19 protein-coding genes are annotated in these 20,080 nt (G+C 69.7%); 9 read left to right on the top strand and 10 right to left on the bottom strand.

The window, feature by feature from the left end; genetic code table 11:
- Positions 1–128 precede the first annotated feature (128 nt).
- The 3 genes from rnhA to ispH are packed head-to-tail and all read right to left on the bottom strand — an operon-like array spanning position 129 to position 2,525.
- Entirely contained in the window at positions 129–590 is a 462-nt protein-coding gene (gene rnhA, locus AL346_RS12960; RefSeq protein WP_019400895.1) for a ribonuclease HI, read from the bottom strand.
- Positions 587–1,552 carry a homoserine kinase gene (locus AL346_RS12955; RefSeq protein WP_019400894.1) on the bottom strand — a complete coding sequence of 322 codons (966 nt, stop codon included), beginning with the start codon at positions 1,550–1,552 and terminating at the stop codon, positions 587–589. The genes rnhA and AL346_RS12955 overlap by 4 nt, the downstream gene beginning before the upstream one ends.
- A 4-nt stretch (positions 1,553–1,556) precedes the next feature.
- Positions 1,557–2,525, bottom strand: coding sequence for a 4-hydroxy-3-methylbut-2-enyl diphosphate reductase (ispH, locus tag AL346_RS12950; protein ID WP_019400893.1), 969 nt, complete (start codon positions 2,523–2,525; stop codon positions 1,557–1,559).
- Positions 2,526–2,645: 120 nt separating this feature from the next.
- On the opposite strand from ispH, the gene AL346_RS12945 reads away from it, so the two are divergent.
- The 5 genes from AL346_RS12945 to AL346_RS12925 all read left to right on the top strand — a co-directional run bounded on the left by AL346_RS12945 (position 2,646) and on the right by AL346_RS12925 (position 9,938).
- Positions 2,646–3,260: an HAD family phosphatase gene (locus AL346_RS12945; protein ID WP_019400892.1), complete on the top strand. Its 615-nt coding sequence runs from the start codon at positions 2,646–2,648 to the stop codon at positions 3,258–3,260.
- A gap of 1,634 nt (positions 3,261–4,894) precedes the next feature.
- The gene (locus AL346_RS12940) at positions 4,895–6,748 is read left to right on the top strand and encodes a monovalent cation:proton antiporter-2 (CPA2) family protein (protein ID WP_053193747.1); all 1,854 of its coding nucleotides are present in this window, start codon (positions 4,895–4,897) and stop codon (positions 6,746–6,748) included.
- The gene (locus AL346_RS12935; protein WP_019401647.1) at positions 6,745–8,148 is read left to right on the top strand and encodes an MATE family efflux transporter; all 1,404 of its coding nucleotides are present in this window, start codon (positions 6,745–6,747) and stop codon (positions 8,146–8,148) included. The genes AL346_RS12940 and AL346_RS12935 overlap by 4 nt, the downstream gene beginning before the upstream one ends.
- 169 nt (positions 8,149–8,317) lie before the next feature.
- Positions 8,318–8,965 carry a GIY-YIG nuclease family protein gene (locus AL346_RS12930; protein WP_156332751.1) on the top strand — a complete coding sequence of 216 codons (648 nt, stop codon included), beginning with the start codon at positions 8,318–8,320 and terminating at the stop codon, positions 8,963–8,965.
- A gap of 115 nt (positions 8,966–9,080) precedes the next feature.
- Positions 9,081–9,938, top strand: a complete 858-nt coding sequence (locus AL346_RS12925) for a DUF937 domain-containing protein (protein ID WP_019401649.1) — start codon at positions 9,081–9,083, stop codon at positions 9,936–9,938.
- A 55-nt stretch (positions 9,939–9,993) separates the two neighbouring features.
- Here AL346_RS12925 and AL346_RS12920 read toward each other — a convergent pair whose 3' ends face one another.
- Entirely contained in the window at positions 9,994–10,488 is a 495-nt protein-coding gene (locus AL346_RS12920; protein WP_019401650.1) for a DUF1127 domain-containing protein, read from the bottom strand.
- Between the two features lie 227 nt (positions 10,489–10,715).
- On the opposite strand from AL346_RS12920, the gene AL346_RS12915 reads away from it, so the two are divergent.
- Positions 10,716–11,603 (top strand): LysR substrate-binding domain-containing protein, encoded by an 888-nt coding sequence (locus tag AL346_RS12915; RefSeq protein ID WP_053193744.1) that lies wholly within the window; start codon positions 10,716–10,718, stop codon positions 11,601–11,603.
- Between the two features lie 6 nt (positions 11,604–11,609).
- Here AL346_RS12915 and AL346_RS25075 read toward each other — a convergent pair whose 3' ends face one another.
- Positions 11,610–11,768: a Flp family type IVb pilin gene (locus AL346_RS25075; RefSeq protein WP_245258872.1), complete on the bottom strand. Its 159-nt coding sequence runs from the start codon at positions 11,766–11,768 to the stop codon at positions 11,610–11,612.
- 158 nt (positions 11,769–11,926) lie between these two features.
- Positions 11,927–13,357 carry an MFS transporter gene (locus tag AL346_RS12910; protein ID WP_019401653.1) on the bottom strand — a complete coding sequence of 477 codons (1,431 nt, stop codon included), beginning with the start codon at positions 13,355–13,357 and terminating at the stop codon, positions 11,927–11,929.
- Between the two features lie 67 nt (positions 13,358–13,424).
- On the opposite strand from AL346_RS12910, the gene AL346_RS12905 reads away from it, so the two are divergent.
- A complete protein-coding gene (locus AL346_RS12905) occupies positions 13,425–13,832 on the top strand; it encodes a helix-turn-helix domain-containing protein (RefSeq protein WP_019401654.1) in 408 nt (135 codons plus the stop codon).
- A gap of 54 nt (positions 13,833–13,886) precedes the next feature.
- On the opposite strand, the gene AL346_RS12900 is transcribed toward AL346_RS12905, so the two are convergent.
- The 4 genes from AL346_RS12900 to AL346_RS12885 all read right to left on the bottom strand — a co-directional run bounded on the left by AL346_RS12900 (position 13,887) and on the right by AL346_RS12885 (position 18,443).
- Positions 13,887–14,825: a DMT family transporter gene (locus tag AL346_RS12900; protein WP_245258873.1), complete on the bottom strand. Its 939-nt coding sequence runs from the start codon at positions 14,823–14,825 to the stop codon at positions 13,887–13,889.
- Between the two features lie 127 nt (positions 14,826–14,952).
- On the bottom strand, positions 14,953–16,323 hold the full coding sequence (locus tag AL346_RS12895) for a glutamate--cysteine ligase (protein ID WP_019401656.1): 1,371 nt from the start codon (positions 16,321–16,323) through the stop codon (positions 14,953–14,955).
- Between the two features lie 130 nt (positions 16,324–16,453).
- A complete protein-coding gene (locus tag AL346_RS12890) occupies positions 16,454–17,587 on the bottom strand; it encodes a carboxylate-amine ligase (protein WP_019401657.1) in 1,134 nt (377 codons plus the stop codon).
- Positions 17,588–17,693: 106 nt separating this feature from the next.
- Positions 17,694–18,443 (bottom strand): 16S rRNA (uracil(1498)-N(3))-methyltransferase, encoded by a 750-nt coding sequence (locus tag AL346_RS12885; RefSeq protein ID WP_019401658.1) that lies wholly within the window; start codon positions 18,441–18,443, stop codon positions 17,694–17,696.
- Positions 18,444–18,664: 221 nt separating this feature from the next.
- Here AL346_RS12885 and AL346_RS12880 point away from each other — a divergent pair, with 221 nt between their 5' ends.
- Both AL346_RS12880 and ubiA read left to right on the top strand, forming a co-directional pair.
- A complete protein-coding gene (locus tag AL346_RS12880) occupies positions 18,665–19,135 on the top strand; it encodes a hypothetical protein (RefSeq protein ID WP_019401659.1) in 471 nt (156 codons plus the stop codon).
- Positions 19,132–20,079, top strand: a complete 948-nt coding sequence (gene ubiA / locus AL346_RS12875; RefSeq protein ID WP_019401660.1) for a 4-hydroxybenzoate octaprenyltransferase — start codon at positions 19,132–19,134, stop codon at positions 20,077–20,079. Before AL346_RS12880 ends, ubiA begins: the two co-directional genes overlap by 4 nt.
- Position 20,080: the final 1 nt, after the last annotated feature.

Here is a 20,080-nt window from a genome sequence, read left to right as displayed (position 1 = left end):
GCGAAGCGAAATGCGATCCGGGGTCCAGCGCAATGACTCGCCGAAGGCACTCTATGGCTGCGCCCAGCCTTTAGCTGCACCATGGACATGCTGCAGCCTTGAGGCAGGAGGCTTCATGGAAGTGGCCACTATTGCCGGACCGGCTCCAGCCCCTTGAACGGCGCCATGCCGGCGCGCGCGAGAGCGTCGACGCGCTCGTTCTCCGGGTGGCCGGCGTGGCCGCGCACCCAGTGCCAGGTGACGTCGTGCCGCTGGCGGGCCGTGTCGAGGCGGCGCCAGAGGTCCTCGTTCTTCACCGGCTTCTTGTCGGCCGTCTTCCAGCCGCGGGCCTTCCAGCCGTGCATCCACTGGGTGATGCCGTGGCGCACGTATTGCGAATCAGTGAAGAGGTCGACCGCGCAGGGGCGCTTCAGGGCTTCGAGCGCCATGATGGCCGCCATCAGCTCCATGCGGTTGTTGGTCGTCCCGGGCTCGCCGCCGGACAGTTCCTTCTCCTTGCCCTGGTAGACGAGGAGCGCGCCCCAGCCGCCGGGGCCCGGATTGCCCGAGCAGGCGCCGTCCGTATAGATCGTCACGCGTTCCCTGGTCATCGGGCGAGGCCGTATTCGGCCGCGCTCGCGACGCGGCGGTGGAACGAGAGCTTGCGGTCGTATTCGAGCGGGTCCTTCGGCTTCACCAGCGCCCCGGGCGGCACGTTGAGCCAGTCGACGAGCCGCGTCAGCATGAAGCGCAGGGCCGCGCCCCGGCACAGGATGGGGAGCGCCGCGACCTCGGCGTCCTCGAGCCGACGCACGCGCTCATAAGCCGTGAGCATCGCCTGACCCTTCGTCAGGTTGAACGAGCCGTCCGCCTCGAAGCACCAGGCGTTGAGGCAGATGGCGAGGTCGTAGGCGAAGGCATCCGTGCAGGCGAAGTAGAAGTCGATGAGACCGGACAGCCGGCCGGAGATGAAGAAGACGTTGTCCGGGAAGAGATCGGCATGGATGACGCCGCCCGGCAGGCCCGCCGGCCAGGCGCGTTCCAGATCGTCGAGGGCCGAAAGCGTGCGCGCGGCGAGGCCGGGCGAGACCGTGTCGGCCCGCCCGTCCGCCTGCATGAACAGCGGCCGCCACGCGGGCAGCGACAGCGCGTTCTCGCGCCGCATCGCGAAATCGGCACCGGCCAGATGCAGGCGCGCCAGCGCTTCGCCGACGCCCGCGCAATGGCCGGCCGTGGGGCGCTTCACCCACATGCCGTCGAGGAAGGTGACGATGGCCGCGGGCCGCCCGGCGAGGCGGCCGAGCGCCTCCCCCTCCCGGTTCAGCACCGGCTGCGGACAGTTGATGCCGCGCTGGGCGAGGTGGCGCATGAGGCCGATGAAGAAGGGCAGGTCCTCCTCCCTCACCCGCTTCTCGTAGAGGGTGAGGATGTAGAAGCCCCGCTCGGTGTGCAGCAGGAAGTTGGAGTTCTCGACCCCCTCGGCGATGCCCTTGACGGCGAGCACGGCGCCGATGTCGTAGCGGGCGACGAAGGCGGCGAGCTCCTCGTCGGCAACCTCGGTATAGACTGCCACGCGCCTACTCCGCCGCTTCCCCGCGCAATTCGCGCGGCAGGGGGAAGAAGACGCTCTCGTCCGCCGTCGAGACGGTCTCGACGCTGACGGCATAGCGCTCGGCGAAGGCGTCGATGATCTCCTCCACCAGCACCTCCGGCGCGGAGGCGCCCGCGGTGAGGCCGAGGCGGCGGATGTCGCCGAAGATCGACCAGTCGATGTCCTCGGCGCGCAGCACGAGGCGCGCGGCCGGGCAGCCGGCGCGCTCGGCCACCTCGCGCAGGCGCTGCGAGTTGGACGAGTTGGGCGAGCCCACCACGATCATCGCGTCCACCTGCGGGGCGACGCGCTTGACCGCCTCCTGGCGGTTGGTCGTCGCATAGCAGATGTCCTCCTTGTGCGGGCCGACGATGGCGGGAAAGCGCGCCTTGAGCGCCTCGACGATCTCGCGCGTGTCGTCGACCGACAGCGTCGTCTGCGTCACATAGGCGAGCGCGCCGGCATCGGGGGCCGTGAAGGCCGCGACATCCGCCACCGTCTCGACGAGGGAGATCGCGCCTTCGGGCAACTGGCCCATGGTGCCGACGACCTCCGGGTGGCCGGCATGGCCGACGAGCACCACGTGGCGGCCGCGGCGAAAGTGCACCTCCGCCTCGCGGTGCACCTTGGTGACCAGCGGGCAGGTGGCATCGATGGCGAAGAAATTGCGCCGCCCGGCATCCTCGGGCACCGCCTTGGGCACGCCGTGGGCCGAGAAGATCACGGGCGCGCTCGTCGGCGGGATCTCGTCGAGCTCGTCGACGAAGACGGCCCCCTTCCGGCGCAGGCTCTCCACCACATATTTGTTGTGGACGATCTCGTGGCGCACGTAGACCGGCGGCCCGTAGAGGGCGAGCGCCTTCTCGACGGCATCGATGGCGCGCACGACGCCCGCGCAGAAGCCGCGCGGGGCACAGATCAGCACGCTCAGGGGTGGCTTTTCGGCAACGCTCATCGAAACACCGGTCACGATCGTGCGGGGGATGTGGCGGCAGGCGGGTACTCATGTCAAGAACGGCATCGCCGCTGCGACGACGCGCGCGGAAGCTGCAGCCCCTGACGATCCGACCGAGCCATGCCGTCCCCCATCCGCCTCGCCATCTTCGACATGGACGACGTGCTGTGCCACTACGACCGCGACCGGCGCCTCGCCGAGCTGTCGCGCCTGTCGGGCCGAAGCATCAACGAGATCCTGACGGATATCTGGGCGAGCGGCTTCGAGGACCGGGCCGATGCCGGGGCGATGGATGCCGAGACCTATCTTTCCGGTTTCGGCGAGCGTCTCGGCTATGCCATCACGCGCGACGAATGGGTGGAGGCGCGCCGCCTCGGTATGGTGCCCTTCCCCGACAGCCTGGCGCTGCTCGCCCGCGTGAAGGAGAAGGCGACCGTCGCCGTGCTCACCAACAACGGCTTCCTCACCGGCGAGGAGATCGACCGGCTCTTCCCGGGGCTGCGCCGCCTCGTCGACGACCGGGTGTTCGTGTCGGCCCGCTTCGGCACGAAGAAGCCCGATCCCGAGATCTACCGGCGCCTGTGCGCCGAATTCGGCGTCGCCCCCGAGGAGGCCTTCTTCACCGACGACAAGCCGTGGAATGTCGCAGGCGCGGTGAAGGCCGGCCTCGAAGGCCACGTCTTCGACGGCGCCGAGGGCCTGCGGCGCGCGCTCTCCCGCCTCGCGCTGGTGTGAGGTAACGCCACGGGGAACCGACCTTCGGCCACAGCGGCAACGGCGCCCTCAAGCGAATGAACGCCTGACGGCGGAACCGCCCCCCACCCCGACCCTCCCCGCCACTTCGTGGGGGGAGGGAGAAGAGCGCTCGGCTGCGTCGGCCAGTGCGAGGCAGCGGGGGGCGTCCATCAGATACACCTCTGCAACGAGACGGCCGCGGCCCCGCCGGGCTGTTCCCCTCCCCCCGCTTGCGGCGGGGAGGGGCTAGGGGTGGGGGGCCGTGCGACCGGGAACCGACCTTCGGCCACAGCGGCAACGGCGCCCTTAAGCGAATGACCGACTGACAGCGGAACCGCCCCCCACCCCTGCCCTCCCCGCCACTTCGTGGGGGGAGGGAGAAGAGCGCTCGGCTGCGTCGGCCAGTGCGAGGCAGCGGGGGGCGTCCATCAGATACACCTCTGCAACGAGACGGCCGCGGCCCCGCCGGGCTGTTCCCCTCCCCCCGCTTGCGGCGGGGAGGGGCTAGGGGTGGGGGGCCGTGCGACCGGGAACCGACCTTCGGCCACAGCGGCAACGGCGCCCTTAAGCGAATGACCGACTGACAGCGGAACCGCCCCCCACCCCTGCCCTCCCCGCCACTTCGTGGGGGGAGGGAGAAGAGCGCTCGGCTGCGTCGGCCAGTGCGAGGCAGCGGGGGGCGTCCATCAGATACACCTCTGCAACGAGACGGCCGCGGCCCCGCCGGGCTGTTCCCCTCCCCCCGCTTGCGGCGGGGAGGGGCCAGGGGTGGGGGGCCGTGCGACCGGGAACCGACCTTCGGCCACAGCGGCAACGGTGCCCTCAAGCGAATGACCGACTGACAGCGGAACCGCCCCCCACCCCTGCCCTCCCCGCCACTTCGTGGGGGGAGGGAGAAGAGCGCTCGGCTGCGTCGGCCGGTGTGAGGCGGCAGGGGGCGTCCATCGGATACACCTCTGTAACGAGACGGCCGCGGCCCCGCCGGGCTGTTCCCCTCCCCCCGCTTGCGGCGGGGAGGGGCCAGGGGTGGGGGGCCGTGCGACCGGGAACCGACCTTCGGCCACAGCGGCAACGGTGCCCTCAAGCGAATGACCGACTGACAGCGGAACCGCCCCCCACCCCTGCCCTCCCCGCCACTTCGTGGGGGGAGGGAGAAGAGCGCTCGGCTGCGTCGGCCGGTGTGAGGCGGCAGGGGGCGTCCATCGGATACACCTCTGTAACGAGACGGCCGCGGCCCCGCCGGGCTGTTCCCCTCCCCCCGCTTGCGGCGGGGAGGGGCTAGGGGTGGGGGGCCGTCCGACCGGGCACCGTCCTTTGGACCGCCGCGGCAACGGTGCCCTCAAGCGAATGACCGACTGACGGCGGAACCGCCCCCCACCCCTGCCCTCCCCGCCACTTCGTGGGGGGAGGGAGAAGAGCGCTCGGCTGCTTCCGCGGTGCTCGACCGGGTCCGTTCGCCTCGCTCGGCTCGCGTGCCGCGCCGACATTCCCCTTGCGCTCGGCGCGCTCTAGTTGTTCATGAGTTCCGCTCCGGCGATGGTCCCTTGCGGATGCCTGGCCAGACGCCGGTCGACAGTTGCCTCTGCTCGCATCGGGCCGGATCACCACGGCCGCGGGCCAGCCAAGAGTTTCCCATGGCCGCCAGCGCCGCAGAACATGCGAGTTTCCTGCCGCCGATCCTGACCTTCTGCGCCGCGGCGGTGATCGCCGTGCCGCTCTTTCGCAAGCTCGGGCTCGGCGCCGTGCTCGGCTATCTCATCGCCGGCATCGTCATCGGCCCGTCGGTGATGGGCCTCGTCGGCGAGGCGGAGAACGTGCGCGGCGTCGCCGAGCTCGGCGTCGTGCTGCTGCTGTTCATCATCGGCCTCGAACTGAAGATATCGAACCTCTTCGCCATGCGGCGCGACATCTTCGGCCTGGGGCTGGCGCAGATCGTCATCACCTGCGCATTGGTCGCGACGGTTGCCGCCCTGCTCGGCCACAGCGCGCGGGGCATGATCGTCACCGGGCTCGCGCTGTCCCTGTCGGCGACGGCCATCGCGCTGCAGGTGCTCGAGGAGCGGCACGACCTCGCCACCCGCTACGGCCAGCGCACCTTCTCCATCCTGCTGTTCCAGGACCTGTCCATCGTCCCGATCCTCGCGCTCGTGCCGCTGCTCGCCAACACCGAGGCGCTCGGCAGCGGGCAGGCGCTGGCGGGAGCCGCCGGCGCCTCGGCGCGGGCCTTTGCCGCCGTCGCGCTCGTCGTGATCGTCGGCCGCTACCTGCTCAACCCGCTGTTCCGGCTGCTCGCCGCGAGCGGCGGCCGCGAGGTCATGACCGCCGCGGCGCTGCTCGTCGTGCTCGGCGCCGCCATGCTGATGGAACAGGTCGGCCTGTCCATGGCCATGGGCGCGTTCCTCGCCGGGGTGCTGCTCGCCGAATCGAACTTCCGCCACCAGCTCGAGGCCGACATCGAGCCTTTCCGCGGCCTGCTGCTCGGCCTCTTCTTCATGAGCGTCGGCATGTCGCTCGACGCCAACTACGTGCGGCAGAACGCGCTGCTGCTCCTCGTCCTCGCCCCGGCGCTCGTCATCGGCAAGAGCCTCATCGCCGCCGCCCTCGCCCGCGGCTTCGGCTCCTCCTGGCCGGATGCGCTGCGCATCGGCGCCCTGCTCGCCCCGGCGGGCGAGTTCTCCTTCGTCCTCGTGCCGCTGGGCGGCGAGGTGGGACTGCTGACGGGCGAGCGCGTGCAGGTCATCACGGCGCTCGCGGCCCTCACCATGCTGCTCGGGCCGTTGCTCGCCAAGTTCATCGAGAGCCGGCTCGCCCAGAGGCCGATGGGCGAGGAGCCGGCGCCGGACGACCTGCCCGCCGGCGAGGCCGGAGGCAGCGTCATCGTCATCGGCTTCGGCCGCTTCGGCCAGGTGGTCAACCAGGTGCTGCTCGCCAACGGGGCCGACGTGACGGTGATCGACCGCAACATCGACAGCATCCGCAGCGCCGCCCGCTTCGGCTTCAAGGTCTATTACGGCGACGGCACGCGCCTCGACGTGCTGCGCGCGGCGGGCGCAGGCTCGGCGAACCTCGTCTGCGTCTGCGTCGACGACGCGGCCGCCGCCTTGAAGATCGCCGAGATCGTCCATGCGGAATTCCCGCGCGCCCGCACCTTCGTGCGCGCCATCGACCGGCCGCATGCCATCGCGCTCATGAACCGGGAGGTCGACTTCCAGCTCCGCGAGACCTTCGAATCGGCGCTCCAGTTCGGCCGCGCCACGCTCGAGGAGCTCGGGGTCGACGCGGAGGCGGCCCGGCTCGTCACGGAGGACGTGCGCCGGCGCGACATCGCCCGGCTCGTGCTGCAGCGGAGCGACGGCCTCCTCGGCGGGCAGGACCTGCTGCACGGCGCGAAGGTGAAACCCGAGCCGCTGACGCCGCCGAAGCGCAAGGCGGCCGGCCTCAGCGCCGAGACGCGCGACCTCGTCGCCGATGCCGAGGCGCGTCCGTGAGAATCGACGATCCGAAGACGGACGACGCCGCACAGCGCGGGGGCGCTGGTCCCGGTCCGGCACCCGCGGGCAGCGAAGCCGGAAAGTTCACGCAAGGCTCGACGCTGCGCCACGTCCTCGTGATGACGGCCGCCGGGGCGGTCGGGCTCGTCGCGGTCTTCGTCGTCGACTTCCTGTCGCTCCTCTACATCTCCTGGCTCGGCGAGCCCGCCCTCACCGCCGGCGTCGGCTTCGCCACCATCGTCCTCTTCTTCGCCACCTCCATCAACATCGGCCTCATGATCGCGGTCGGCGCCCTCGTGTCGCGCGCCCTCGGCGCGCGCGACCGGGAGCGGGCGCGACGGCTCGCGGCCTCCGCCATGGTGCAGACGGGCTTCGTCGCAGGTCTTGTCGGCCTCGGCGCCCTGCCCTTCCTCGGACCCCTGCTCACCCTGCTCGGCGCCGATGGCGAGGCGCAGGACGCGGCCATCCGCTTCCTCATGATCGCGCTGCCCGCCAATGTCTTCATGGGCCTCGGCATGGCACTCTCGGGCGTGCTGCGCGCCGTCGGCGACGCGCGCCGCTCGATGTATGTGACGCTGTCGGGCGGGCTCGTGACGGCGGTGGCCGACCCCGTCCTCATCCTCGGCCTCGGCTGGGGCGTCGAGGGCGCTGCGACCGCCACGGCGCTGTCGCGCCTCGTCTTCCTGGCGGTGGGGCTCCACGGGGCGGGCCACGTCCACGGCCTCCTCGCGCGGCCGCGGCTCGCCCATGTCGTCGCCGACATCAGGCCGATGCTCGCCATCGCGCTGCCGGCCATCCTCGCCAATGTGGCGACGCCGGTGTCGAACGCCTTCGTCGCGAGCGTCATGGCGCGCTTCGGCGACGAGGCCATGGCGGCGGTGGCCATCGTCGACCGCCTGGTGCCGCTGTGCTTCGGCGTCGTCTTCGCCCTGTCCGGCGCCGTCGGGCCCATCCTCGGGCAGAACTGGGGCGCGCGGCGCTTCGACCGCATGCGCCGCATCCTGCGCGACGCCCTGTCCCTCGTCGTCGTCTATGTCGGCGCCATGGGGCTGACGCTCGCCCTCATCGGCGATGCCGTGCCCGTGCTCTTCAACGTCGCCGGCACGGAGACGGGGCGGCTCGTCGCCTTCTTCTGCGTCATCAGCGGCTTCCTGTGGCTGTTCAACGGCCTGTTGTTCGTGGCCAACGCCTCGTTCAACAATCTCGGCTTTCCGCTGATGTCGACCGGTTTCAACTGGGCCAAGGCGACCGCCGGCACGGTGCCCTTCGCCCTCGCCGGCGCCCATTTCGGCGGCCCGGAAGGCATCCTCGTCGGCGTCACCGTCGGCGCGATCTTCTTCGGCCTCGCGGGCATCCTCACCGCCTTCTGGACGATCAGGCTTCTTGCCCGTCGATAACGCGCGACGAGGATTGTCGATGGCGGATTCGACTGCCTGCTGCGAGGCTCATTTCAATAATCGTGCCCAAAAAACCGTCAGCGGGCACGGTGTGCGACGCAAGAGCCCGATATTAACTTCGCGCCGGCAAATTCGACGCCTCACGATTGCATGAGGTGGGTCGTTTCAGATGATGCACAGTTGCGCGGATGGTCGGACAGAGGCCACGAAGTTAAACGTTTTCATCAAGTTCTATGGTCTTTTCTGGCGCAAGGACGCGGTCGACTGGGACAGGCGACAGCTTCTCGGACAGCCGCAGGGATGGCTCGGCAAGGGGAACAAGAGAAGCAACATCGACCTTGAACGCATACAAATGAATTTCTACCGCCAGAAAGGTGTCTACATCCTTTACAGCGATGCCCTGCAGCCGGTTTATGCGGGGCAGGCCGGGCTCACGCGGAAGAACTCGACCGGCGGCCAGTCCATCGGCGACCGGCTCTACGCGCACAGCCGCGGCGTCTATCGCAATGGCTGGTCATTGTTCTCGTGGTTCGGCTTCCTCGAGACGGAGCGCCTGCCTCTCACCTGCATGTCTGACGAGCAGCGCCAGAAGCCGGTGTGGACCATGCCGACGGGCCTGCCTTCCGCGCCCGACGCGACGCTCAACACGCTGCTTGCTTCCTTCGAAGCCATCCTGATCGAGGGGTTCACGCCGCGCTTCAATGCGCGCAGGGGCGACCTGCCCGATGCGGTCATCGTCGACCAGTACGAACCGGACGCGGCCCCCGCCGAGAGCCCCCCGCGCGAGCGCGAGGCACGCATGGCCCTCCTCGAATGAGCGGGATCTGACACGCCGCCGCCTGCCCAGACGCCGGTCTATCGGATGCCGGCGATAGCCTCTAGAGTCGGAGCCTGCAGCCACGCCCACGAGAGGCGACCGGGAGGAGCGCACGATGTTCAACCTGTTCGAGATCATCCAGTCGGCCCAGGGCGGCACGGCCTTCGACAACATCGCCCGGCAGTTCGGCCTGTCCAACAAGGAGGTCGAGCGGGCCGTGGAGGCGCTCCTCCCCGCCTTCACAGTCGGCCTGCAGCGCACGAGCCAGGACCCGTCCGGCCTCATGGGCATGTTCGGCCTCATGGGCGGCGGACGCTATCGCGCGCCCTTCGAGGATGCGGCGCAGGCCTTCTCTCCCACAGGCCGCAGCGAGGGCAACGATGTGCTCGCACAGATCTTCGGCTCGCCGGACGTCAGCCGCCAGGTCGCCGCGCAGGCGGCTGCCGTCAGCGGCGTGAGCCAGGAGATCATCAAGAAGATGCTGCCCATTCTCGCCGCCATGCTGATGGGCGGACTGGCGAAGGGCGCCAGCAACCAGGGGTTCGGCGGCATCCTGGAGCAGTTCGGCAAGATGTTCGGCGCGCCGGCGCCCTCGGCCGAGAGGCGCCCGCCCTCCGGCAGCCCCGATCTCTTCGGGCAGTTGAGCGAGATGATCCAGCGCGGCGCGTTTCCGGGCATGCCCGGCTTCCCGCCTGCGGCGCAGCCTCAGCAGCGCGAGGAGCCGAGCGCCCCGCCCCAGGCACGCAACCCCTTCGAAGAGCTGTTCCAGGCCTTTCTCGGCGGCCTCGCCGGCAAGCCCGCAGGCGCCGCCGATACGCGCGCCGAGCGGGCCGCATCCGAACCGGAGCAGCCCGCCGCGCCGTTCGATCGCGAGACGATCGGCCGGATGTTCGAGGCCGGGCGCGACATCCAGGAGCAGCAGATCGCCACCATGCGCGCCATCCTCGACAGCTTCTCCAGGAACCGCGGGTGATCCCCGCGCCGGCGGGCGCCCCGGAGAGGACCGGAGCGCCCGCGCCAGGAGCCCGTCAGCAGCAGGCGCCGGCCGCCGGCGGCAGGATGGCGGCGGGCTTGACGGCGCCCCGGCGGGTACGGCCCTGCAGGCGCGACCAGGTGATGCGGTGGATCTGCGCCGTTACACGGGGGCCATCGGGGGCATCGCCCGTCATGGCATTGCCGTCTTCGGCGCTTCGCTCCGCCCGCTCGCGCACGAGCTTCACCAGAGCCGTGGTCCGTGCACGCGCACGTCGATGATAGGCCCTCTCGGCGAGAAGGGTTGTCGGATCCCGGTAGAAGGGTTCCGCCAGGGCGCTGTCGATATCCGTCCGCAAGAGGCCGATGTCCTTCAGCGTGCGGTCATCGAGCTCGGCGAGGCGGTAGACCGACCGGCGATGGAGAAGCGCCCGCGCGGCGGCCTTCACCCTGTCCCAGAGGCTCCGATCGGCGCGACGCGCGCCGGCGATCCCGAGGGTCGGGGCACTCGTCGGGGCGAAAGTCCCCTTCGGCGTCATCAGTTCGCTCATCGTCGTCCTCCAGCAGTGAATGCTCACGCTGCCGCTCCGCCGCCCGCAAAAGGAGCCCGTCGCGGATCCGCCCCTCCAAGGGCGGCCGCCGTCGCGGAACAGTCGGTGAATGCGTGAACCCGAGGAGACTATGACGCAATCCATCCAATCATTGAAACGAATGTTTATGATTGCAAACATCACAGGGTGTGATTGAATATCGACCAACCGGACGGAGGAGCGACGCCATGGCCCATATGCTCGACATCGATCAGTTGCGCACCTTCGTCGCCATTGCCGACACCGGCTCCTTCACCAAGGCGGCCGATCTGGTGCACAAGACGCAGTCGGCGGTGTCGATGCAGATGAAGCGCCTGGAGGAGCGGCTCGGGCGGGCCATCTTCGAGCGCGACGGGCGCTATTCGCGCCTGACGGAGGACGGCGACCGGCTGCTCGACTATGCCCGCCGCATCGTGCGGCTGAACATGGAGTGCCTCGCGAGCTTCGGCGACGTCGACCTTGCAGGCCGCGTGCGGCTCGGCGTGCCGGACGATTACGCCGACCGCTACCTGCCGGAGATCCTGGCGCGGTTCTCGCGCTCCAACCCGAAGGTGGAGGTGACGGTCGTCTGCGAGCCGACGCCGATGCTGGTCGAGCGGGTCAATTCCGGCGACATCGACCTCGCCATCATCACCCATGTCGACGGCAAGAACTATTCGGCCGAGATCATCCGCGTCGAGCAGTTGCTCTGGGTGACGTCGACGCGCCACTGCGTGCATGACGAGACGCCCGTCCCGCTCGCCCTCGGGCGGCCGAACTGCAACTGGCGGCAGAGCGCGACCGAGGCGCTCGAAAATGCCGGGCGGCCCTTCCGCGTGCTCTATTCAAGCTGGAACTCGACGGCCGTGGGCGCCGCGGTGCTTGCCGGGCTCGCCGTCTCCGTGCTGCCGGAGAGCGCGGTCAGGCCCGGCATGCGGGTGCTCGGCCCCTCCGACGGGATGCCGGCGCTGCCGGCGTGCAAGATCGGCCTCGTGCGCAACCATCACGACCCGACGGCGCTCGCCAATGCGCTCGCCGAGCACATCGTCCAGAGCCTCGACAACCTCAACGTCAACCGCCTGCAGGCGGCGGAATAGAGAGCGCTACTGCATCAGGCCGGAATGGGTCTCGGCGAAGATCCGCGACAGGCTGTCGCTGATCAGCGAGGCGTTGACGACGATGCCCAGCATCACGAAGAGCGCGATGAGGCCGTATTCGACCGCCGTCGAACCGCTCTCGTCCTTCAGAAACGCCTTCAGCATGACCGCCTCCATTTGCCCTGCAGCTTGGCGGGGCGGCCTCACCGGGAGGTTAACGGGGACGCCGCGCGCCCCCGCATGTGCGGCCAGGGTGAACCGGGAGTTAAAGCATGATCCCGGCCGAAGGTTCGGGATCATGCGACAAACCCGGGATGGGGCGATCAGCGCAGTTCGGCTTGCGTTTCGCGCAGCTCCAAAGACGGGCGGCCGATCAGGGCCGTGAGTGCCGCGACCACCGTCAGACCGGCCGCCACCAGAAAAGTCACCGAGAATGCGGTGCCGATCGCGTCGGGCGCAGCCTGGGCAATGTCTCGCCGGCCAACCGCCAGGGCAAAGACCGCTCCCATGACCGACGCCCCGGTCATCAAGCCGAGATTGCGCGACAGCCCCAGCAGGCCGGAGATCATGCCGCGCTCACTATCGGGAGCCGCCGTCATGACGGACGTATTGTTGGCCGCCAGAAAGAGCTGGAAACCCGGCGTCAGCAGCATCAGCGACAGGACATATCCCGCGATACCGACCAGCGCCGGCAGCACGGCAAGGCACAAGAGGCCAGCCGTTGTCTGCACCAGCCCGAGCAACAGCACCCGCGGCGCCCCGAACCTGTCCGTTATGCGCCCGGCCGGAACACCGGCCAGCGCGGCCGTCACCGGTCCGACCGCCATCACCAGGCCGGCGAGGGCTTCGTTCAACCCGAGGGCAAAGGTCAGGTAGAACGGCCCGACGACGAGCGTCGCCATCATCACGGCCGACACGAGGAGATTCATGAACAGCGCGGCTGAGGTCGTGCGATTGCGCAGTGCGGCGAGCTGTACAAGTGGCATGTCCCGCCGCCTTTCGATGACGACGAAGACAACGACCCCCACGGCCGCGCCGAGGAGCAGCACGCCGCTTTTTGCATCAAACCCGTCGGATCCGCCGGTGACGGCCAGCGAATAGGCCGTCAGCGTGAGCGCCAGAATAAACGCGCCGGGCAGATCGAGGCTTCCGCGCGCCCTGGGCCCCGCGCATTGAGGCGCCGGAATCCCGCGCACGGCAAAGACAAGGACCGCAGCCCCCACGATTGCGAGAACCAGAAACACCACTCGCCATCCCGACCAGGCGATCATCAGCCCTCCGAGCGACGGCCCAAGGGCGGTGCCGACCGCCGACATCGTCATCATGAGGCCCATGGCAGCGCCGGTCCGCTCCTTCGGCACCATGTCGCGGATGATCGAGATCGGCAGCGCCATCAGGATCGCTCCGCCGAAGCCCTGGGCCGCCCGTGCCACGATCAGCGCACCGAGTGTCGGCGCGGCTGCACAAGCCGCCGAGGCCGCGGCGAAAACGCCGAGTCCGGCTAGAAGCACCGGCCGATGGCCGATCAGGTCTCCCAATCGGCCTCCCGAGACGATGGCGACGGTGACGGCGAGCAGATAGGCCAGAATGACCCATTGCACATGCGCCACCGGCGCCGAGAAGTCGCGCGCCAGTGTCGGCAGCGCGACCGTGGCAACACTCACCCCCAGCGAGGCGAGCAGCATCGCCAGCGCCAGAGCGGCAAGGCCGCGTCCATGCGCCGGGGCAATGGCGGGCGTGCAGTTGTTCTCCATGGTTCGGTCCTTGCCAATCGTTCATCCGAATGGCACCTTGCCACTTCAAGTTCACTTGAGGTCAAGCGTGGATATTCTGGACATCGGAGAGCTCGCCGCGCGCTCGGGCCTGCCCGCCTCGACCTTGCGCTACTACGATGAGATAGGCCTGATCACCTCGATCGGCCGGCGCGGCCTGCGCCGCCAGTTCGGGCCCGAGGCCTTCTGGCAGCTGGGGCTGATCGCTCTGGGCAAGAAGGCCGGCTTTTCCCTTGCGGAGATCGCAACGATGTTCGCCGCCAACGGGGCGAGCAGCCTGCCGCGCGCAGCCCTCCATGCGCGCGCCGGCGAGATCGACCGGCAGATCCATGAGCTGACCGTCCTCCGCGACATGCTCAGGCATGTCGCGGAATGTTCAGCGCCCACCCATCTCGCGTGTCCGCGTTTCCGCAAGCTGCTGCGGATCGCCGGCCGGCACCAGAAGGGTCACAGCTGATATCGGTTCGCCGAAGCGGCAGCCGCTTCGGCGGAAAATGCCCCGGAGAATGGCCTAAGAACGCGGCGCAGGGCGCGTCAGCACGACGAGATTGCCGGCGAGCACGAGCACGAGGCCGGCGAGCGCCGCGAGCGACCAGACATAGTCCTCGAGCAGGGTGGAGACGCCGAGCGCGACGACGGGAAACATCACCGTCGCGTAGCCCGCGCGCGCCGCGCCGATGCGGCCGAGCAGCGTGAGATAGGCGAAGAAGGCGAGCACCGTGGCCGAGAGGCTGAGGAAGACGAGCGAGCCGAGGTAGCGCGTCGTCCATTCCACCGTGAAGGTCGCCCCGGTCAGCCAGGCGACGACGGCCGCCCAGGCGGTGCCGTAGAACATGCCCCAGGCCGAGGCGGGCAGGACGGCGATGCGCCGCTTCTGCAAACGGGCCGAGACCATGTTGCCGAGGCAGAAGCACAAGGTCGCCGCGGCGCTGAAGCCGAGGCCGGCGAGCACGCCGGCCGCGCCCTGCGCGGCGGCAAGGTCGGGCAGGAACATCAGGCCGACGCCGCCCGCCCCCATCAGCGCCGCGAGCGCCACCCGCCCCTCGATGGGCTGGCCGAGGAGCAGCGCGCCGAGGATGAGATTGATGATGGAGGTGAGCGAGAACACCACCGACACGAGGCCGGACGTCAGCAGGCCCGCGCCGTAATAGGCGAGGATGAAATTCGTGGAGAACATCAGCACGCCCATCAGCGCGAAGCGGGCGTGGTCGGCGAGCGGATAGCGAAGGCGCATGCCGCGCGCGGCGGCCCAGGCCAGCATCACCGGCGCCGCGATGAGGAAGCGCCAGACGATCGACACTTCCGGCGCGACGACGCCGACCTGCAGCTTCATGGCATACCAGCTCGTGCCCCAGCAGAAGACGAGCAGGGCATAGAGCGCGAGCGTGCCGCCCGCGAGCCCCTGGCGGCCCGCCGGCACGCCGGAAACGGTCGTTTCGTTGGAAGACAAGGCCTGGCTCCGCATGCGCCGCCCATGCTAGCGGCCTCTGCACGGCCCGACCAATGCGGAGGGCTGATGCAAGCCATGCACGGCGCTGATGGTCGGTCCGCGGGAGAGACCGCGGCCCCCTGCCCGATCAGTAGGCGTATTCGGAGAAGGCGGGATCGACCGAGCCCTGCCAGAGGCCCTCGTAGCGGGCCAGGAGGTCCTCGGCGAGCGTGCGCCCTTCCCCGGCGATCCGGTCGAGCGGGGCGAGGAAATGCGTCTCGTCGCGGCCGTCCGCATTGAGCCGCCCGCGGCGGGCGAGGCCGGTGCGGGCGATGGCCAGCACCTCGCGGCCAATTTCAGCGAGGCTGCGCCCGGCGATCGTCGCAGCAAGGCCGAGGCGCGGGGCCGCCTCGCGCAGCGCCTGCCGGTCCGCCGCGCTCCAGCCCTTCACGACGTCCCACGCGGCCGTCAGGCAGTCCTCGTCATAGAGCAGGCCGACCCAGAAGGCCGGCTCGGCGCAGAGCATGCCGGTCGGCCCGCCGTCGGAGCCGCGCATCTCGAGGAAGCGCTTGAGGCGCACCTCGGGAAAGAGCGTCGAGAGGTGGTTCGCCCAGTCCGACATCGTCGCCCGCTCGCCGGGCAGCTGCGGCAGCCGGCCGGCGAGAAGGTCGCGGAAAGAGGCGCCGGCGACGTCATGGTAGGTGTCGTCCCGCTTGACGAAATACATGGGGACGTCGAGCGCCCAGTCGACATAGCGTTCGAAGCCCATGCCGTCCTCGAAGGCGAAGGGCAGCATGCCCGTGCGGTCGCGGTCGGTATCGAGCCAGATATGCGAGCGCATGGAGAGGAAGCCGTTGGGCCGGCCCTCGGTGAACGGTGAATTGGCGAAGAGCGCGGTGGCGAGCGGCTGCAGCGCCAGCGCGACGCGCAGCTTCTTCACCATGTCCGCCTCACTCCCGAAATCGAGATTCACCTGCACGGTGGCGGTGCGGAACATCATGTCGAGCCCGAGGCTGCCGACCTCGGGCATGTAGCGGCGCATGATGCCGTAGCGGCTCTTCGGCATCACGGGCGTCTCCTCCCGCGTCCATTTGGGGCTCATGCCGAGGGCGAGGAAGCCGATGCCGAGCGGGCGCGCGATCTCCTTGACCTGGGCAAGGTGGGCGTGCAGCTCGCAGCAGGTCTGGTGCACGGTCTCGAGCGGCGCGCCGGAGAGCTCGAACTGCCCGCCGGGCTCGAGCGAGATGGCGCCGCCGCCGGTCACGTCGTAGAGGCCGATGGGGTGGTCGTCCTCCATGATCGGCTCCCAGCCGAGCAGGCCCTGCATGCCTTCCAGCAGCCGCCGCACGCCGCGCTCGCCCTCGTAGGGCACCGGCGCCAGGTCGGCGGTGTAGAAGGGAATCTTCTCGTGTTCCGTGCCGATCCGCCACGCGTCCTTCGGTTTGCAGCCGGCTTCCAGGTAGGCGACGAGATCGTCGCGCGAGCCGATGGGAGTGGTGTCGGACACGTCGCGAGCCATGCGCTGTCTTTCTCAAGAGACGCCGCGGTGACGCGGCTCTGGGGTTCGAGGTCGGCTCTAGATAGGCGCCTTGTCCGGCCCCGACAATGCTCCCGCACAACAATCGTGGCGAGATCTGGGCAGGGCCGTCTCAGGCCGGCGCGACGTTCACCGTTTCGCTCGCCAGCCAGTCGACCACGCCGACGAGCGCGGCGTGCTTGTCGAGCCCGCGGCCGACGCCGTCGAGGTAGAGCGCGAGCTGCCGGTCGGCGCTCGTGCCGCGGCTGACAATGGTGCGCGCATGGGCGATCTCGGCCTCGCAGCCGAGGGCCGCGGCATCCTCCGCCACGCGGGCGATGACATCCTCCAGCACCTCGTCGAAGCTGCGGGCGCCGCCGCCGGCCTCGTCGACGAGCGAGCCGTGCACGCCGTAGCGCTGCGCGCGCCAGCAGTTCTCCGCGGCGATGGCGCGGTCGGCTCCGGACAGGCCTGCCATGACGCTCTCGTTGCGGTCGAGATGGCGCACGAGGGCGCGATAGAGCGCGGCGATGGCAATGGCATCGTCGAGGCTGGTGCAGCAGTCGCTCACGCGCAGCTCCAGGGTGCCGAGCCGGGCCGCCGGGCGCACCACCCACCAGACGAAGCTCTCGTTGGCGATGGCGCCGGCGGCGACGAGCGCATCGATATAGCGGCGATAGTCCGCGGCGTCGGCGAACAGGTCCGGCAGCCAGGTGCGCGGCAATTCGCGATAGGCGGCGAGCCGATAGCCGAGCAGCCCGGTGCGCCGCCCCTGCCAGAACGGGGACGAGGTCGAGAGGCCGAGCAGCAGCGGCATGAAGGGCAGCAGCCGGCCCATCAGGTTCACGCGCCGCTCCGGGCACGAGACCGCCACGTGGACATGCAGGCCGCACAGCATGTTGCGCGTGCCGAGCATCTGCAGGTCACGCATCAGCCGGTCGTAGCGCTCGGCATCCGTATGGCGCTGGTGGGCCCAGACGGCGGTGGGATGGGTGCCGGAGGCGACGATAACGAGGCCGTAGTTGCGGGCAAGGGCGCCGAGCTCCTGCCGGAGCCCGGCGAGCGCGGCCCGGGCCTCGCCCATCGTCGTGCAGGGCGGCGTCGCGACCTCGATCTGGCTCTGCAGCATCTCCGTGTGCACCGCTTCGCCGATCCTGGCCTTGCATTCGTCGAGGAAGGCGCGCGTCGACTTGCGCCGGGGACCACGCGACAGCGCGTCGCACAGGAAATATTCCTCCTCGATGCCGAAGCCGTAGCCGCAATCCATCCACCCGTCCTTCCGAGACAACCGAATCGCACCATCGTCGATCCGGAATGGGGAAACTCTCGGGAGTGAGCTGCTGCCCCCGGAACCTATCCCCAGCGAACCGGCCTCAGGCGCGCGGCGTCCAGTCGCCGATGCTGGCCTGCACGAGCGCGAGCGCCGCGACCGCGGCCGTATCTGCCCTGAGGATGCGCGGACCAAGTGACAGGATTAGCACGTTCTCGCGCCGCGCCATCAGCGCGCGCTCCTCCTCGGTAAAGCCGCCCTCCGGGCCGATGACGACGGCGAGCGGCCCGCGCGAGGCACCGGCGAGGGCGGCGAGCGGATCGGCAAGGGGCGCGGCCTCGTCGCAGAAGACGAGGAGCCGTTCCGGCGCGAGCGCCGCGACGGCCGCGGCGAGGGGCTGCTCCTCGGCGATCTCTGGCAGGGTGAGGATGCCGCATTGCTCCGCGGCCTCGATGGCGTTGGCGCGCATGCGATCGATGTTGACGCGGCTCACCTGGGTGTGGCGCGTGATCACCGGGCGGATGGCGGAGGCGCCCATCTCCACCGCCTTCTGGACCATGTAGTCGAGCCGGGCGTGCTTCAGGGGCGCGAAGAGATAGTGGAGGTCGCCCGGCGCCGGCTGGGGCCGCAGGCGGGCGACGATCGCGAGCGCCTCCGGCCGGCGCCGGCCGGCAAGAACCTTCGCGTGCCATTCCCCCTCGCGCCCGTTGAAGACGAGGACGTCCGCGTCGGCGCCGAGCCTGAGCACGTTGCCGATGTAGTTGGCCTGGGCCTTGTCGAGCGGCACCATGGCCCCCTCGGCGAGCGGACAATCGACAAACAGGCGCGGCGCGCGCACGGGAATGTCAGGCAATTTTGCTCTCCACCGGCTGGATAAGCCCCAGCAATACGTGATAAGTCGGCTTGAACGCCACCCGTGAGCAAAGCCGCCACAATTGCCTGTTATGGGCAAGCTGCCGGCGGGCGGACCAGAGACGCGGCAGCAATGTCCGCTCGTCCCACCGGGTGACGGCTGGATTTTCGCGGCGGGGCGCCCATCCGATCGGCCCGCCGTCAGTGGGAAGGAAGACAGTCATGGCACGCAGCTTTCGGGCGCGTCTCACGATGGGCATGATGGCCGCCGCAGTGGTCGGTGCCCCGCTCATGCTCGGCCTCGGCGCCTCTCCGGCGGCCGCCCAGGCCTCGGGCTGCGAGCAGATCACGAGCTTCCTCAACGAACGCAAGTCGATCGTCGAGCGCGTCAACAAGCTCGGCAAGCAGCCCAAGGCCGCGGATGCCTGCGCCCTGCTCGGCCGCCTCGCCAACAACGGCAACGAGACGATGAAGTGGATCGAGGCCAACAAGGACTGGTGCCAGATCCCGCAGAACTTCATCGACGGGCTGAAGAACGACCACGGCAACGTGACCAAGGTGCGCGGCCAGGCCTGCAGCGTCGCGGCCAAGCAGGCCCAGATGGAGAAGCAGGCGCGCGAGCAGGGGCTGCTCGGCGGCGGCGGTGGCGACATCCTCACCGGGCCGATGCGCATTCCCCAAGGCGCCCTATGACCGCTGCGCCGCAGCCGCTCGACCAGCCGGTCGCCGATGCTGCGGCCGGCAATTGGGTGGACCGCTACGCACCGGCAGCATCGCGACCCTATCTGCGCCTCGCGCGCATCGACCGACCGATCGGCTGGTGGCTTCTGCTGCTGCCCTGCTGGTGGTCGCTCATGCTGGCGGCCATCGCCACGGGCACCATCCCCAACCTCTGGTACGCCGTCCTCTTCCTCATCGGGGCGGTGGCGATGCGCGGCGCCGGCTCGACCTACAACGACATCGTCGACCGGGACCTCGACGCCAAGGTGGCGCGCACGCGGATGCGCCCCCTGCCCTCCGGCCAGGTCAAGGCCGCGGCGGCGGCGGCCTTCCTTGCACTACAGGCGCTCGTGGGGCTCGCCGTGCTGCTGCAGTTCAACGGCTTCGCCATCCTCGTCGGCTTCCTGTCGCTCGTCCCTGTCGCCGTCTATCCCTTCATGAAGCGCTTCATGTCGATGCCGCAGCTGGTGCTCGGCCTCGCCTTCGCTTGGGGCGGCCTGATCGGCTGGGCGGTGGTGACGGGCACGCTCGCGGCACCCGCCTATCTCGCCTATGCGGCGGCCATCGCCTGGACCGTGGGCTACGACACGATCTACGCCCTGCAGGATATCGAGGACGATCCGATCGCCGGCATCAAGTCCTCCGCGCGGCTCTTCGGCAGCGAGGCGGCGACAGGCGTCGCCGTGTGCTATGCGGCGGCGGTGGTGCTGGTGGGGCTAGCGGCGCATCTTGCCGGCGGCGGGCTCGTCGCCTTCGCCGCGGTCGGCGCCTTTGCGCTGCATCTGGCCTGGCAGGTGCGGTCGATCGAGCTCGACAATCCGCAAAAGGCTCTCAGCCTCTTCAAGTCGAACCGCGACGCCGGGCTGATCCTCGCCGTCGGCCTCGCCGCCGACGCCCTGCTGCGCGCCGTTCTCTGAG

This window comes from Chelatococcus sp. CO-6 (genome assembly GCF_001271345.1).
In the GTDB taxonomy this organism is placed as follows: Bacteria; Pseudomonadota; Alphaproteobacteria; order Rhizobiales; family Beijerinckiaceae; genus Chelatococcus_A; species Chelatococcus_A caeni.
The sequence above is the reverse complement of the archived record's forward strand: the minus strand, read 5'-3'. Positions and strand labels throughout refer to the sequence as shown.